The organism is Streptomyces reniochalinae (genome assembly GCF_003323735.1).
In the GTDB taxonomy this organism is placed as follows: Bacteria; Actinomycetota; Actinomycetes; order Streptomycetales; family Streptomycetaceae; genus Streptomyces; species Streptomyces reniochalinae.
Genome location: NZ_QOIM01000037.1, coordinates 302,612 through 317,651, shown reverse-complemented (window position 1 = coordinate 317,651; position 15,040 = coordinate 302,612). Strand labels below are relative to the sequence as shown.

General features: G+C 71.8%; 10 protein-coding genes and 1 pseudogene. 5 read left to right on the top strand and 6 right to left on the bottom strand.

Going from position 1 to position 15,040, the window contains the following annotated elements; genetic code table 11:
* Window positions 1–242 precede the first annotated feature (242 nt).
* Window positions 243–1,853: a methionine--tRNA ligase gene (gene metG / locus DQ392_RS19260; protein ID WP_114016858.1), complete on the top strand. Its 1,611-nt coding sequence runs from the start codon at window positions 243–245 to the stop codon at window positions 1,851–1,853.
* Between the two features lie 181 nt (window positions 1,854–2,034).
* On the opposite strand, the pseudogene DQ392_RS19250 reads toward metG, so the two are convergent.
* The 3 genes and pseudogenes from DQ392_RS19250 to aspS all read right to left on the bottom strand — a co-directional run.
* A pseudogene (locus tag DQ392_RS19250) lies at window positions 2,035–2,280 on the bottom strand (type II toxin-antitoxin system Phd/YefM family antitoxin); the annotation flags it as partial.
* Window positions 2,281–2,395: 115 nt separating this feature from the next.
* On the bottom strand, window positions 2,396–2,968 hold the full coding sequence (locus DQ392_RS19245) for a Uma2 family endonuclease (RefSeq protein WP_114016857.1): 573 nt from the start codon (window positions 2,966–2,968) through the stop codon (window positions 2,396–2,398).
* A 132-nt stretch (window positions 2,969–3,100) separates the two neighbouring features.
* Window positions 3,101–4,888 (bottom strand): aspartate--tRNA ligase, encoded by a 1,788-nt coding sequence (gene aspS, locus DQ392_RS19240; protein WP_181856490.1) that lies wholly within the window; start codon window positions 4,886–4,888, stop codon window positions 3,101–3,103.
* Between the two features lie 119 nt (window positions 4,889–5,007).
* Between aspS and DQ392_RS19235 the strand changes: the two genes are divergently transcribed.
* Window positions 5,008–7,764 carry a SpoIIE family protein phosphatase gene (locus tag DQ392_RS19235; RefSeq protein WP_114016855.1) on the top strand — a complete coding sequence of 919 codons (2,757 nt, stop codon included), beginning with the start codon at window positions 5,008–5,010 and terminating at the stop codon, window positions 7,762–7,764.
* Between the two features lie 23 nt (window positions 7,765–7,787).
* Here the strand turns inward: DQ392_RS19235 and DQ392_RS19230 are convergent, their stop codons facing one another.
* Entirely contained in the window at window positions 7,788–8,327 is a 540-nt protein-coding gene (locus tag DQ392_RS19230) for an SseB family protein (protein WP_114016854.1), read from the bottom strand.
* Between the two features lie 116 nt (window positions 8,328–8,443).
* Here DQ392_RS19230 and DQ392_RS19225 point away from each other — a divergent pair, with 116 nt between their 5' ends.
* The 3 genes from DQ392_RS19225 to DQ392_RS19215 all read left to right on the top strand — a co-directional run bounded on the left by DQ392_RS19225 (window position 8,444) and on the right by DQ392_RS19215 (window position 12,048).
* Window positions 8,444–10,285 (top strand): acyl-CoA dehydrogenase, encoded by a 1,842-nt coding sequence (locus tag DQ392_RS19225; protein WP_114016853.1) that lies wholly within the window; start codon window positions 8,444–8,446, stop codon window positions 10,283–10,285.
* Window positions 10,286–10,374: 89 nt separating this feature from the next.
* Complete coding sequence (locus DQ392_RS19220; protein WP_114016852.1) at window positions 10,375–11,670, top strand: M18 family aminopeptidase; 1,296 nt, start codon at window positions 10,375–10,377, stop codon at window positions 11,668–11,670.
* A gap of 150 nt (window positions 11,671–11,820) precedes the next feature.
* Window positions 11,821–12,048, top strand: coding sequence for a hypothetical protein (locus DQ392_RS19215; protein ID WP_114016851.1), 228 nt, complete (start codon window positions 11,821–11,823; stop codon window positions 12,046–12,048).
* A 42-nt stretch (window positions 12,049–12,090) separates the two neighbouring features.
* On the opposite strand, the gene DQ392_RS19210 is transcribed toward DQ392_RS19215, so the two are convergent.
* Window positions 12,091–14,052: an NHL domain-containing thioredoxin family protein gene (locus DQ392_RS19210; protein ID WP_114016850.1), complete on the bottom strand. Its 1,962-nt coding sequence runs from the start codon at window positions 14,050–14,052 to the stop codon at window positions 12,091–12,093.
* 68 nt (window positions 14,053–14,120) lie between these two features.
* On the bottom strand, window positions 14,121–14,909 hold the full coding sequence (locus DQ392_RS19205; protein WP_181856484.1) for a carbon-nitrogen family hydrolase: 789 nt from the start codon (window positions 14,907–14,909) through the stop codon (window positions 14,121–14,123).
* Between the last annotated feature and the right edge of the window lie 131 nt (window positions 14,910–15,040).

Sequence of the window (15,040 nt, the reverse complement as noted above, 5' to 3'; positions counted from 1 at the left end):
GCCTCCGCGGCGGCCGGCTTCCCCCTCACGGGGCCAACGCTCCCCGCACGCCACATCGTGCCCGCCCCGCACCCGCTTTTGTGCGTTGTCGTCGTCTTCGTGCTGACGCGTAGCCGTTTGATGACCGTTGTTCTTCCTCCGCGACGCCCCCCGTCGCGGGTGACACCCGCCGCCCCGCCTTGACGCGGCCCGCCGGGTGCGGGGCGGGAAAAGGGGTGGCGGGCGGCCGATAGGATTCGGGTATGGCGGCCACTGGATCAGAGCAGGCGGGGCCGAAGGCGTACTACGTCTCGACCCCCATTTACTACGTGAACGACGCTCCCCACCTGGGCCACGCCTATACGACCGTCGCGGGCGACGTGCTCACCCGCTGGCACCGCCAGCGCGGCGAGAAGGTGTGGTACCTCACCGGCACGGACGAGCACGGTCAGAAGATCATGCGCACCGCGGAGGCCAACGGGGTCAGCCCGCAGGAGTGGTGCGACAGGCTCGTCGAGGAGTCCTGGAAGCCCCTGTGGGAGCACCTGAAGATCGCGAACGACGATTTCATCCGCACGACGGAGAAACGCCACACCGACCGCGTCCGGGAGTTCGTCCAGGACCTGTACGACCGCGGTGAGATCTACCAGGGCGGCTACGAGGGCCCGTACTGCGTGCCCTGCGAGGAGTACAAGACCTACGGGGAACTCCTCGACGGCGAGGGCGAGTACGAGGGGCTCCAGCTGTGCCCCATCCACAAGAAGCCCGTGGAGATGCTGAAGGAGGAGAACTACTTCTTCAAGCTCTCCGCCTACGGCGAGCGGCTGCTGGCCCACTACGAGGCGCACCCGGAGTTCATCCAGCCCGAGTCGGCGCGCAACGAGGTCGTGCAGTTCGTGCGCCAGGGCCTGGAGGACCTGTCGATCTCCCGCTCCACGTTCGACTGGGGCGTCAAGATCCCCTGGGACGACAAGCACGTCATCTACGTGTGGATCGACGCGCTCCTCAACTACGCCACCGCCGTCGGCTACGGGAGCGACCAGAAGAAGTTCGAGGAGACCTTCCCCGCCGACGTGCACCTGGTCGGCAAGGACATCCTCCGCTTCCACGCCGTGATCTGGCCCGCCATGCTGATGGCGAACGGCCTGCCGCTGCCCCGGCGCATCGCGGCGAACGGCTGGCTGATGGTCGGCGGCGAGAAGATGTCCAAGTCGAACCTGACGGGCATCTCCCCGCACGAGCTGACCGACCACTTCGGGGTCGACGCCTACCGCTGGTACTTCCTGCGGGCCATCGCCTTCGGCCAGGACGGCTCCTTCTCCTGGGAGGACTTCTCCGCGCGCTACACCAGCGAGCTGGCCAACGACTACGGCAACCTCGCCTCGCGCGTGGCCGCCATGGTCGGCAAGTACTTCGACGGAACGCTGCCGGAGCCGGCCGCGCACGGCGAGGCCGAGCAGGCCATCGCCGACGGCCTGGCCACGGCCGTACGGGAGGCGGACGAGAAGCTCGGGGAGCACCTCGACTTCGCGGGCGGCATCGCCGCGGTCTTCGACTTCATCAAGCAGGTCAACGGCTACCTGACCGAGCAGGCGCCGTGGAAGGTCGCCAAAGACACCTCCGCGGAGGCGCAGGAGCGGCTGGCCACCATCCTCTACACCGCCGCCGAGTCGCTGCGCGCCTGCGCGGTGCTGCTCAACCCGGTGATGCCCGAGTCCAGCGCCAAGCTGTGGGAGTCCCTCGGCGCCGAGCCGGCCCTGGGCGCCCTCGCGGACCAGCCCCTCGCCGACGCGGGCCGCTGGGGCCGGCTGCCCGCCGGCACGAAGGTCACCAAGGGCGCGGCCCTCTTCCCGCGGCTGGAGGAGACGAAGTAGAGCTTGCGGGGAGCGCGGGAAGAACCGGGGGTCTGGGGGTCGCCCCCAGAAAACACAGCCCGCGGCTGGAGGAGACGAAGTAGAGCTTGCGGGGAGCGCGGGAAGAACCGGGGGGTCCTCCTTGAGGAACCGCACGGCCGCGTTGGTGGCCCGCGGCTCCCAGATGATCTCGTACGCCACTACGGAGCCCCCGCATCCTTCCCACTTCCTCGTGGGAGGTGCCGCTCTCCGGCGTCCCTTCGGCCTTCCGACGCTCGTATTCGGCCAGCGCCAGCGCGTCTTCGAAGTCCTCTGTCACCTGCGGTGACACGAGCAGCGCGGCCACGTGTCCGTGATCGGTGAGGGCGATGGTCTCCCGCGCGTGCGCCGCGCGGCGCACGAGGTCACCGAGTTGGGATCGGGCGGCGCTGATGGCGATCTCCGTCATGATCACATGATTCCCCCAACATGCCCCTTGTGGTCATTCGGGAAATCAATGACCCCCGTCCGCTCCGGTGCCTCCTCCGCCGATCGGGCAGCACACCGTGGGACCCGGACGCGCGTCAGTCCCCGTAGACCGGCAGGCACGCCGTGTCGACGGGCTGCGTGAAGGGGGCGGGAAGCAGCAGTTCGTCGCCGTACTTGCCGCGCAGCCGGCCCTGGTACTCGCCGTCCCGCGGATGGGTGAAGAGCGCCCAGTCGCCGCCGCGCGGGTCGAGGACGAGCAGGGTGCGCACGCCCGCCGCCGCGTACCAGCCGTTCTTGGCGCTGACGTCTTTCGCCTTCTCCGACTTGGAGATCACCTCGACGGCCAGTTCGACGTCACCGGCCTCGACGAGCCACTCGTCGTCCTCCTCCCACTCGATCGGCAGGACGACGAGGTCGGGGGTGCAGTAGTCCTCCGGGTCGCCGGGCAGGGCGATGGATGACATCTCATAGGCGTCGAGTCCTTCCGGGAGCTGTGAGGAGAGCTGCCGGATAAGCCTCTTGACCGTTCCCGCGTGCTTGCCGCGCGGGGTCGGGGACATCACGAGTTTCCCTCCCAGGATCTCCACGCGCAGGCCGGTCGCCCTCTCGATCTCCTCCGCAACCTCGCGCAGGTTGCCGGGCCGGGGGCTCAGGGCGGGCACCGTCATGGTTGTTCGCCTCCACGTGGTGGCAGGGCGGGCTGCGTACGGGTCCACAGTAGCGGGCACGCCACGGGCCCGGGCCCTCCTCGGTCGAAGGGGGCCCGGGCCCGTGGGACGTCCGTGGGGGAAGGCCGCGCGCTACTGCGCGGGCTTCACCTGCGGGGGCTTGCGCACCGACAGGTGCAGCTCGCGCAGCCGCTTGTCGTCGACCTCGCTGGGGGCCCCCATCATCAGGTCGAGGGCGTTGTTGTTGAGGGGGAAGGCGATGGTCTCGCGGATGTTGGGCTCGTCCGCGAGCAGCATCACGATGCGGTCGACGCCGGGGGCGATGCCACCGTGCGGCGGGGCGCCGAACCGGAAGGCGCGGAGCATGCCGCCGAAGTCGCGCTCGACGTCCTCCTTGGAGTAGCCGGCGATCCCGAAAGCCTCGAACATGATCTCCGGCTCGTGGTTCCGGATGGCGCCCGAGGACAGCTCGACGCCGTTGCAGACGATGTCGTACTGCCAGGCCAGGATGTCCAGCGGGTCCTTGGTGCGCAGCGCCTCCAGGCCGCCCTGCGGCATGGAGAACGGGTTGTGCGAGAACTCGATCTCGCCGGTCTCCTCGTCCTTCTCGAACATCGGGAAGTCGACGATCCAGCAGAAGCGGAAGACGTTCTCCTCGAAGTGTCCTGCCCGCTTGGCGGCCTCGACGCGGACCGCACCCATGATCGTGGAGACCTCGTCGAACTCTCCGGCGCCGAAGAAGACCGCGTGCCCGGGGACCAGGCCGAGCGCCTCCGTCAGCGCCTTGACGTCGTCCTCGGTGAGGAACTTCGCGATGGGCCCCGACAGCGAGCCGTCCTCGGCGACCCGCACCCAGGCCAGGCCCTTGGCGCCCTGCTCGACGGCGAAGTCGCCCAGGGAGTCGAAGAACTTGCGCGGCTGGGACGCCGTGTCCGGCACCGGCAGCGCGCGCACGTGCTTGTCGGCGAACGCCTTGAAGCCGGACCCCGCGAACAGGTCGGAGACGTCGGCCAGCTCCAGCCGGGCGCGCAGGTCCGGCTTGTCGGAGCCGTACTTGACCATGGCCTCGCGGAACGGGATGCGCGGGAAGGGGGAGGTGACCTCGCGGCCCTCGCCCAGCTCCTGGAACAGCTCGGTCATCACCGTCTCGATGACGGCGAAGACGTCCTCCTGCTCGACGAAGCTCATCTCCATGTCGAGCTGGTAGAACTCGCCGGGCGAGCGGTCGGCGCGGGCGTCCTCGTCGCGGAAGCAGGGCGCGATCTGGAAGTAGCGGTCGAAGCCGGCGATCATCAGCAGCTGCTTGAACTGCTGCGGCGCCTGCGGCAGCGCGTAGAACCTGCCCGGGTGGATGCGGGAGGGCACCAGGAAGTCGCGGGCGCCCTCGGGCGAGGTGGCCGACAGGATCGGGGTGGCCAGCTCGTTGAAGCCCTGGGCCACCATCTTCTCGCGGATCTTCGCGATGACCTGCGAGCGCAGCATGATGTTGCGGTGCATGCGCTCGCGGCGCAGGTCGAGGAAGCGGTACTCCAGGCGCCGCTCCTCGTTGACACCGTCCTCGGCGTTGATGGTGAAGGGGATCTGCTCGGCGCCGCCCAGCACCTCCACCTGCGAGACCTCGACCTCGATCTCGCCGGTGGGCAGCTCGGGGTTGACGTTCTCGGCGCCGCGCGCGGTGACCGTGCCGTCCACCCGGACGACGGTCTCCTTGGACAGCGAGCTGAGCTTCTCGTGGATACCGGCGAGCTCGCCCGACTCGTCACGGACGACGAGCTGCACGATGCCGTAGTGGTCGCGCAGGTCGATGAAGAGGATGCCGCCCAGGTTCCGACGATTGTGCAGCCAGCCGCTGAGGCGGACGTCAGTGCCGACGTCCGTGGCGCGAAGCTGGCCGCAGGTGTGGGACCGGTACCGATGCATCATTCATCCAAGTCGTTCGGCGCAGGGGTCACAGTGGAATACCCCTCAGAGTACCGCCCTGGGCTACCCTGCCTCGCCCCCGTTTCCGCTACCCGACGGACTCTGCATAAAGTGGTGCAATGCGCACCGACGACGCCCTGGCAGCCCTGGGCGCGGGCCTGTGGACCTGGGACGACGCCACAGGTCTGGTGACGCTCGACACCCGCGCGGCGCGGCTGCTCGGAGTCGACGACTCCGCGGTCGCGGGACCGGCGGACCCGGCGGTGCCTTCCGGCCCGGCGGCTCCCGCCGGGGCGTCGGGTTCCGACTCGTCGGGGCCCGCCGACTCGGCCGGACCGACCGTAGCGCCCTCGTCGCCCGGGTCCCCGTCCGGGGACGCACGGCCGGCGGCGGAGCCCGCGCCGCGCACCGACACCCACCTCACGCTCCCGGGCAGCGCCGTCCGCTCCCACCTGCACGCCGTCGACTACGTGGGCTTCCAGGGCATCGTCACGCTCGCTCTCGCCGAGGGGACCACCGCCGAGGCGCTGCTGCGGGTGGTGGACTCCGGCGGGGCGGTCGTCGGCACCGTGCGCACCGTCGTACGTCCCGCGCCGCGCGCACCCGCGGACACCGGGCAGCGGGAAGAGGGCGTGCCGGGGCTCGTCGGCCTCCTGTACGCGGTACCGGAGCCGGAGGAGTCCCCCGGGCAGCAGGCAGCTGGTCCGCTGACCCGTGCCGCCCCGGGCGGCCGCAGCGGCCAGGGCAAGGCCGCGGACGGGCCGCAGGGGCGCGGCGCCGCGGACGCGTGGGACTGGCGCCGCAACCGTGAGGCGTTCCTGCTGGACGCGGGGCGGGCGCTGGCCGAGGCGTACACCACCGCGGACGTGCTGCGGGTCGCCGCGTCACTGGCCATGCCGGGCTTCTCGCCCGACGCGCTCGCCGTCTTCTGCCTCAGCGGCGACCAGCTCACCGTCTACGGCGCCTCACCCGGCGCCCCGGCGCGGCCCGGCTACCCCTACGGTCCAGGGCACCCGTACGGGCCCGGCGGCGGCCTCGGCCCGCCCGGCAGCGGAGCCCGCCTGCGGCTGACCGACGACGACCCGGCCGCGGAGGCCGTCCGCACCGGCCGCGCCCTCTATCTGCACGACCCGCGCGAGTACGCGGACCGCTTCCCCGCCGCCCGCCCCACCGAGACCCAGCCAGGACGCGCCGCCTGGGCCTTCCTGCCGCTGACCGTCGCGGGCCGCACCATCGGCGCGTGGATGGCGGCCTTCGGCCGGCCCGTCGCCTTCAACCCGGACGAGCGCGCCGTGCTGACCACCGTCGCCCGGATGCTCGCCCAGTCGCTGTCGCGGGCGCTGCTGAACGAGTCGGAGCGCGAGTTGTCCGCCCGGCTCCAGCGCGCGATGCGGCCCGCGCACTCCCCGGCCGTCCCCGGCATGCACCTGGCGGCGCGCTACGTGCCCACCGGCGGCGGCCTCCAGATCGGCGGCGACTGGTACGACGTGATCCCCCTGCCCTCGGGCAGGACCGCCCTGGTCATCGGCGACGTGCAGGGCCACGACGTGCGGGCCGCGGGCATCATGGGCCAGCTGCGGGTGGCCGTGCGGGCCTACGCCTCCGAGGGCCACCACCCCGACGCGGTGCTCTCCCGCGCCTCCCGCTTCCTGCACGGCATGGGCGCCGGTGAACGCGTCAACGCGCCCCCGCCCTCGGCGCCCGCCGAGGAGGCGGCCGGGTTCCCGCCCGAGGCCGGAGGGGGCCAGGAGGAGCCGGAGGCCGCGGAACCGCGCTTCGCCACCTGCCTCTACGTGGAGGTCGACCCCGCCACCGGCACCCTGGACGTCGCCCGCGCGGGGCACCCCGACCCGGCCGTCCAGCTCCCCGACGGGCCGATGATGGTGCGCCCCACCGCGGGCGGCCTGCCGCTCGGCATCGAACCCGACACCGACTATCCGGTCACCCGGCTCGTCCTGGAGTCCGGTGAACGGCTGCTGATGTGCACCGACGGGCTGCTGGAGGCCGGCGGCCACGACCAGGAGACCGGCTGGGAGCGGATCAACGAGGTCGTCGAGGGGCTGCACACGCGGCCCGGCGACAGCGAGGCGGAGGCCGGCTCCGAATCCGGCCGCGGACCCGACTCGGACGCCGGCCTCGAACAGGTCGCCGACGCGCTGCTCCGTGCGGTGCACGGCGACGGCACACCCGCGCATACGGCGGCGCCCCCGCTCACCCCCCGGCGCGAGGACGACATCGCGCTGCTGCTCCTGGCGCGCGGCACCCGCGCCGAGGGCCTGACGGGCGTCGGGACGCCCGTCTCGGCGCGGCGCACCGTGATGCAGGTCGCGCAGGCCCAGCCCGACCGGATCGCCACCGCCCGGCACCAACTGCGCGACCTGCTGCACGACTGGGCCGACCCCGAGCAGGTGGACGGCGCGGTGCTGATGCTGTCCGAGATGCTGACCAACGTGCTCGTGCACACGGACGGGGACGCGACGCTGGTCGCCCAGATCACCGCGCCGGGCGCCGGCACCGCGACCACCGGGGCCACGGCCGGCAGCGGGGCCACGGCCGGCAGCGGGGCCGCAGAGGGTGACGCCGAGCGCGGTGCGGAGGGCGGTAGCCGGGAGCGCACGCTGCGGGTCAACGTCTCCGACGCCAGCGACGAGCTGCCGCACCGCCGCAGCCCCGGGGAGCTGGCGTCCTCGGGGCGCGGGCTGATGCTGCTGGGCATGCTCGCCGACCGGTGGGGCGTGGACCCGCGGGGCGAGGGCAAGTGCATCTGGTTCGAGATGCAGGAGGCCGACCCGGCGGCGAAGGAGGTCGAGGAGGCGGCGGAGCCGTCCCTGGACCAGTGGGAGGCGTGGGACCTCTCCGCCATCGACGAAGACTGACCCGGGGCCGGTGCGCGGGCTCGCTAGCCGTACATGCGCCGCATCGCGAAGTCCACCATCTCCTCCACCGCCTTGGCGTCGAAGACCACGCGGTGCTCGCCCTCCATGTCGAGCACGAAGCCGTACCCCGACGGCAGCAGGTCGAGGACCTCGGCGCCGGTGATGACGAAGTACTTCGACTCCTTGCCCGCGTAGGCGCGCAGCTCCTTGAGGGTGGTGAACATCGGGATGACGGGCTGCTGGGTGTTGTGCAGGGCGAGGAAGCCGGGGGTGTCGCCGCGCGGGCAGTACACCTTGGAGGAGGAGAAGACGCCCTGGAAGTCCTCCGCGCTCATCGACCCGGTGGTGAAGCCGCGGACCGCCTCCTGGAGGGAGGGCGGGGAGGGCTCGGGGTAGAACGGCTGCTGTTGCTGGGGCCCCGGCTGGCCGTACGGCGGAGGCGCCCCCTGCTGTGCGCCGTAGGGGGGCGGGGGCGGGGCCTGCTGGTATCCGTGCCCGCTGTGCCCGCCATGGCCGCCGTGCCCTTGCCCGGGCGGGGCGCCGGTCTGGTCGTAGCCGTACATACCGAAAGAGTATCCAGTCACAGATGGGTGGCGAGGGGTTGCTTCTTATTACCGACGGGTAGCATCATCTAGGGAGCTACTGATAAGTACGAGCGAGTCACTACGGAGCCGTCGCCATGGGGCATTACAAGTCGAATCTCCGCGACATCGAGTTCAACCTCTTCGAGGTGCTCGGGCGCGATGCGGTGTACGGCACCGGACCGTTCGCGGAGATGGACGTCGAGACCGCCAAGAGCGTCCTCGCCGAGATCGCCCGCCTCGCCGAGAACGAGCTGGCCGCGTCCTACGAGGAGGGCGACCGCACCCCGCCCGTCTTCGACCCGGAGACCAACACCGCGCCGGTCCCGGCCGCATTCAAGAAGAGCTACCAGGCCTACATGGACGCCGAGTGGTGGCGCCTGGGCATCCCCGAGGAGATCGGCGGCACCACCGCGCCGCGCTCCCTGCTGTGGGGCTTCGCCGAGACCGTCCTGGGCGCCAACCCGGCCGTGTGGATGTACGCCTCGGGCCCGGCGTTCGCCGGCGTGCTCCACGAGGAGGGCACCGAGGAGCAGCACAAGATCGCCGCGCTGATGGCCGAGAAGCAGTGGGGCTCCACCATGGTGCTCACCGAGCCGGACGCCGGCTCGGACGTGGGCGCGGGCCGCACCAAGGCCGTCCAGCAGGACGACGGCACCTGGCACATCGAGGGCGTGAAGCGCTTCATCACCTCGGGTGAGCACGACATGTCCGAGAACATCGTGCACTTCGTCCTCGCCCGCCCCGAGGGCCACGGCCCCGGCACCAAGGGCCTGTCGCTGTTCATCGTCCCCAAGTACGACTTCGACTGGGAGACCGGCGAGCTGGGCGAGCGCAACGGCGTCCACGCCACCAACGTCGAGCACAAGATGGGCCTGAAGGTCTCCAACACCTGCGAGATGACCTTCGGTGCCAACACCCCGGCCAAGGGCTGGCTGCTGGGCGAGAAGCACGACGGCATCCGCCAGATGTTCAAGATCATCGAGTTCGCGCGGATGATGGTCGGCACCAAGGCGATCGCCACCTTGTCCACCGGCTACCTCAACGCGCTGGAATACGCCAGGGAGCGCGTCCAGGGCGCCGACCTGGCGCAGTTCACCGACAAGACCGCGCCGCGGGTCACCATCACCCACCACCCGGACGTGCGTCGCTCCCTGCTGACGCAGAAGGCGTACGCGGAGGGCATGCGCGCCCTCGTCCTCTACACCGCCACCGTGCAGGACGAGATCATCGTCAAGGAGGCCGCCGGCGAGGACGCCTCCGCCGCGCACCGCCTCAACGACCTGCTGCTGCCCATCGTCAAGGGCTACGGCTCGGAGAAGTCCTACGAGCAGCTCGCGCAGTCCCTCCAGACGCTCGGCGGCTCCGGGTACCTCCAGGAGTACCCGATCGAGCAGTACATCCGGGACGCCAAGATCGACACACTCTACGAGGGCACCACCGCGATCCAGGGCCAGGACTTCTTCTTCCGCAAGGTCGTCCGCGACCAGGGCCAGGCGCTCACCGCGCTCTCCGAGGAGATCAAGAAGTTCCTCGCCGAGGCCGAGGGCGGCGAGGAGCTGGCCACGGCCCGCGACCAGCTCACCAAGGCCGCCGGCGAGCTGGAGGCCATCGTCGGCACCATGCTGACCGACCTGGCCGCCACCGAGAAGGACGTCAAGTCGATCTACAAGGTCGGCCTGAACACCACCCGCTTCCTGCTGGCCGCCGGTGACGTCGTCGTCGGCTACCTGCTGCTGCGCGGCGCGGCCGTCGCCGCCTCGAAGCTGTCCGGCGCCTCCGCCAAGGCCCTGCCCTCCAAGGACGTGCCCTTCTACCAGGGCAAGATCGCCGCGGCGAAGTTCTTCGCGGCGAACGTGCTGCCGCAGATCGCCGTCCAGCGCGAGCTGGCCGACGCGGTGGACCTGTCGGTCATGGAACTGGACGAGAACGCCTTCTGAGCCGTCCGGCCGCAGGGGCCGCGCGCCCCGCTCCCACCCCCACGGGAGCGGGGCGTCCGCATCGTGAAAGCCGCACGTAAGGTGGGGGCATGAGCGATGCCACGCCGTTCGACCGTTCCCACACCGACGGTCTGCTGTCCTTCCTCGCCGCGAGCCCCTCGCCCTACCACGCGGTGGCCAACGCGGCCGCCGAACTGGAGAAGGCAGGCTTCCGGCAGGTACGGGAGACCGAGGCGTGGGACGCGAGCACCGGCGGAAAGTACGTGCTGCGCGGCGGCGCGCTGATCGCCTGGTACGTGCCCGAGGGGGCGACGCCCGCCACCCCGTTCCGCATCGTCGGCGCTCACACCGACTCGCCCAACCTGCGGGTCAAGCCCGTCCCCGACACCGGGGCGGCCGGCTGGCGCCAGATCGCCGTCGAGGTCTACGGCGGCGCCCTCCTCAACACCTGGCTCGACCGCGACCTGGGCCTCAGCGGCCGGGTCACCCTGCGCGACGGCACCAGCCACCTGGTGAACCTCGACCGCCCTCTGCTGCGCGTACCGCAGCTGGCCATCCACCTCGACCGCCAGGTCAACGAGGGCCTCAAGCTGGAACGCCAGCGCCACATGACCCCGGTCTGGGGCCTGGGGAAGGCCCGCGAGGGCGACCTGGTGCGCTTCGTCGCCCAGGAGAGCGGCCTCGACGCGGACGCCGTCGCCGGCTGGGACCTGATGGCCCACAGCGTCGAACCCCCCGCCTACCTGGGCCGCGAGGAAGAACTGGCCGCGGGCCCCCGGATGGACAACCTGCTGTCCGTGCACGCCGGCGTCGCCGCGCTCACCGCCGCCGCCGCGGGCGAAGGACCCCAGCCCACCACCATTCCGGTCCTGGCCGCCTTCGACCACGAGGAGAACGGCAGCCAGTCCGACACCGGCGCCCAAGGGCCCCTGCTCGGCTCGGTGCTGGAACGCTCCGTCTTCGCCCGCGGCGGCGCCTACGAGGACCGGGCCCGCGCCTGGGCCGGCACCGTGTGCCTGTCCTCCGACACCGGGCACGCCGTGCACCCCAACTACGCCGAGCGCCACGAGCCCGGCCACCATCCCATGCCCAACGGCGGCCCGATCCTCAAGGTCAACGTCAACCAGCGCTACTCCACAGACGGCAGCGGCCGCGCCCTGTTCGCCGCCGCCTGCGAGCGGGCCTCGGTGCCCTGGCAGAGCTTCGTCTCCCACAACGACATGCCCTGCGGCACCACCATCGGGCCCATCACCGCCGCCCGGCACGGCATCACCACCGTCGACATCGGCGTCGCCATCTTGTCCATGCACTCCGCCCGCGAACTGTGCGGCACACAGGACCCCTACCTGCTGGCCAACTGCCTGACGGCGTTCCTGGCCGAGTGACGGCCGCGACCCGGCGTCCGCACCGCCCGGCGCCCGCACGCGAAGTGCCGGTCCCGGAAGGCTGATTGCTCCCCTCGACGCCGGGTACTCGGCGGCGGAACGCGCAGAAGCACGGAAAGCGCGGCCCGACCGAGCTGGGAGGCATCACTCATGGGCATCGTCGTCTGCATCGGCATGATGGCGGTGGGGGCGATTCTGGCCCTGGCCGTCGACCTCGACGTCAGCGGCGTCAACGTCCAGCTGATGGGCGTCGTCCTGCTGATCGTCGGAGTCATCGGACTGTGCACCTACATCAGCATCCTCAAGCGGCGCCGCGTCGAACCGCCGTCCCCCGGGGCGCCGGTGATCGAGGAAGTCAACAAGCACCACTGGGAATGACGACCGGGCCCTGAGGGGCCCTCACGGGGCCCCTCCCGTGGCTCAGCCCTCGTCGCCCGCGTCCAGGCCGGCCAGCACCAGCGGCAGCCGGTCGGCGCCGCCCGCGGTGAGGCGGACCGGCACACCCCAGTCCTGCTGGTGCACGTGGCAGGCCGGGTACTCCCCCTCCTCGTCGCAGGAGGCGGCCATCGCCGAGACGTGCAGCACCCCTTCCGAGCCCTCGGCGCCGGCCAGCCGCACGTCCCGCCGCAGGTCGGTGCCGGCTCCCTCGCCCTCCGCGAGGAGTTCGGGCGGGGTGGCGCTCACCAGCAGCCGGGTCGAGGGGCCGTACCTGGTGTCGAGCTTCTGCCCTGGCGGTGCCTGGAAGACGACGTCGAGGCTCAGCACGCCTGCCGCCACCTCGGTGGCGGCGCGCTGCGTTTGGTGCGCCACGCCCTCGACCCGTGCGGTGTCCTCGGGCAGCCGCAGCCGCGTCAGCCGGTGCCGGGCCGACTCGACGACCACGATCTCGCCCCCGTTCACCGGCACGGCGCCAGAGGGCTCGCGCAGATCGGTCGCCAGCGTGCTGACCTCGCCGGTGGCCGGATCGTAGCGGCGCAGCGCGTGGTTGTAGGTGTCGCAGACCGCGACCGACCCTCCCCCTGGGACTCCGTCCCGAAAGGTGCCGCCAGGCAGCGCGGTGACGCCCAGCGGGTGCTGGAGCAGGGCCTGGCCCGCGGGGCCGTCGCGGTGACCGAAGTCGAAGAGGCCGGTGCCGACGGCGGTACGGACGGCGAAGGTGCCGCCGTCACCGTCCGCCTCCACCCACCGCAGCGCGCTGGTCTCGGAGTCGGCGACCCACAGCCGCGTCCCGTCGGGGGAGACGGCCAGCCCGGACGGCTGGGCGAACCACGCCTCGTCCGCCGGCCCGTCCACCAGCCCCTCGTTCGTCGTCCCCGCCGCGACGCCCACAACGCCGCTGACCGGGTCGTACGTCCACAGCTGGTGCACCCCGGCCATGGCGATCCACACGCGGCCGGCGAAGTAGGCCACGTCCCAGGGGGAGGAGAGCGCGATCTCGCGGGCCGCGCCCTCGGTGGGGGCTCCCTGCCACCACTGCTCACCGGTACCGGCGACGGTCTCGACGGTGCCCGTCGCCACGTCCAGGCGGCGCAGCGCGTGATTGACGGTGTCGGCCACGAGGACGGCGCCGTCGGGCAGCAGCACCATGCCCTGCGGCTCGTTGAACCGGGCGGTCCCCGGCCCCCCGTCGCTCAGCCCGCGCTCCCCCTCGCCGATCCGCCGCACGACGCTCTCCCCGTCGGCCGCCAGCTCCACCAGCTGGTGGCGCGTGGTGTCCGAGACGAGGAAGCCGCCGTCGGGCAGCGCCAGGACCTTTCCGGGGAACCGCAGGTCGGTCGCGACGGGCTCGGGGGGCATGTACGGGCCCTCACCGCGCCGCAGCGTCCCCTTCGCCCCGTGTTCGGCCTCCAGCTGCTCCACCAGCCGTTCGATCGCGTGTACGTGCCCCTCGCCGGCGTGCTGCGCGACGACGTACCCCTCCGGGTCGATCACCACCAGCGTCGGCCACGCCCGCACGGCGTACTGCTTCCACGTGGCGAGCTCCGGGTCGTCCAGCACCGGGTGCTCCACCCCGTACCGCTCCACGGCGTCCACCACGGCCGCGTGCTCCGCCTCGTGGACGAACTTCGGCGAGTGCACCCCTACCACGACGACCGTCTCGGAGTGCCGCTCCTCCAGCTCCCGCAGCTCGTCGATCACGTGCAGGCAGTTGATGCAGCAGAACGTCCAGAAATCGACGATCACGATCTTCCCGCGGAGCGCGGTCAGGCTCAGCTGCTCACCGCCGGTGTTCAGCCAGCCGCCCTTGCCGGTCAGCTCGGGCGCCCGGACCCGGGGGCGGCGGACGGCGGGAGCGGGCGCCGGGTCGGGTTCGGCGGCCGCGGACGCGCCTGCGTCGGTGGGTGTGACGGGGGTGGCGGGTGTGGCGGCGGGGTCGTTCATCCCTCCAGCGTGCCACCTCGCTGCGCGGGCGCGCAGCGCACGGCTCCTGGGCTTCTGGGCTCCTGTGGCTACAGCACCCGGTCCTTGAGGACCGGGAAGGACTCGCGGACCTTTTCGACCTGGGTGAGGTCCAGATCGGCGGTCAGCACCGTCTCCTCCGTGCTGTCCGTCTCGGCCAGTACCTCGCCCCACGGGTCGATGACGGCGCTGCGTCCCGCCTGGGCGACGCCCGCGTGGGTGCCCGCGGTGCCGCAGGCCACCACGAAGCACTGGTTCTCGACGGCGCGGGTGCGGGCGAAGAGGCTCCAGTGGTCGGCGCGCTTGGCGGGCCAGCCCGCGGGGACGACCAGCACCTGGGCACCCGCGTCGACCAGGGCGCGGAACAGCTCGGGGAAGCGGAGGTCGTAGCAGGTGGCCAGGCCGAGCGTGGCCTGCGGGTGGGCGACGGTGACGGGCGTGGTCCCCGCCGTCATCAGCGCCGCCTCGCCCTGGTCGAACCCGAAGCGGTGGATCTTGCGGTAGGTCGCCGCGAGTTCCCCTGAGGGGGAGAAGACCAGGGAGGTGTTGTAGAGGGCGCCGGCCTCCTCGCCCTTCTCCACGACCGAGCCCGCGTGCAGCCACACCCCCGCGTCCCGTGCCGCCGCGGACATGGCCAGCGCGGTCGGGCCCTTCGCCGGGTCGGCCTCCTCCGCCTCGGCGGCGAAACGGTCGTGGGCGAAGGCGCCGACGGGCCACAGTTCCGGCAGCACCACCACGTCGGCGCCCGCCTGGGCGCGGACGAGGGAAGCGACCCGTTCCCTCCGGGATTCGACCGACTCGTCCGGGTCCACCTGAATCTGCAGAATCGAAGCGCGCACCGTACCACCGTCCATGCCATCGAGGGGGGCGATTGGGCCTAGCATCGTCCCAAAAGCCCTGCCGGGGCTCTCGTCCGCAGCGTAACTTGAGAGCACCCAGCACGAGCACCTGCCCTGTCCAGTGTCCAGTC

What these genes read in the sequence shown, in the direction of transcription:
- metG (WP_114016858.1), top strand. Translation starts at nt 243, where the DNA reads ATGGCGGCCACTGGATCAGAGCAGGCGGGGCCGAAGGCGTACTACGTC.
- DQ392_RS19245 (WP_114016857.1), bottom strand. Translation starts at nt 2,968, where the DNA reads ATGACGGTGCCCGCCCTGAGCCCCCGGCCCGGCAACCTGCGCGAGGTT.
- aspS (WP_181856490.1), bottom strand. Translation starts at nt 4,888, where the DNA reads ATGCATCGGTACCGGTCCCACACCTGCGGCCAGCTTCGCGCCACGGAC.
- DQ392_RS19235 (WP_114016855.1), top strand. Translation starts at nt 5,008, where the DNA reads ATGCGCACCGACGACGCCCTGGCAGCCCTGGGCGCGGGCCTGTGGACC.
- DQ392_RS19230 (WP_114016854.1), bottom strand. Translation starts at nt 8,327, where the DNA reads ATGTACGGCTACGACCAGACCGGCGCCCCGCCCGGGCAAGGGCACGGC.
- DQ392_RS19225 (WP_114016853.1), top strand. Translation starts at nt 8,444, where the DNA reads ATGGGGCATTACAAGTCGAATCTCCGCGACATCGAGTTCAACCTCTTC.
- DQ392_RS19220 (WP_114016852.1), top strand. Translation starts at nt 10,375, where the DNA reads ATGAGCGATGCCACGCCGTTCGACCGTTCCCACACCGACGGTCTGCTG.
- DQ392_RS19215 (WP_114016851.1), top strand. Translation starts at nt 11,821, where the DNA reads ATGGGCATCGTCGTCTGCATCGGCATGATGGCGGTGGGGGCGATTCTG.
- DQ392_RS19210 (WP_114016850.1), bottom strand. Translation starts at nt 14,052, where the DNA reads ATGAACGACCCCGCCGCCACACCCGCCACCCCCGTCACACCCACCGAC.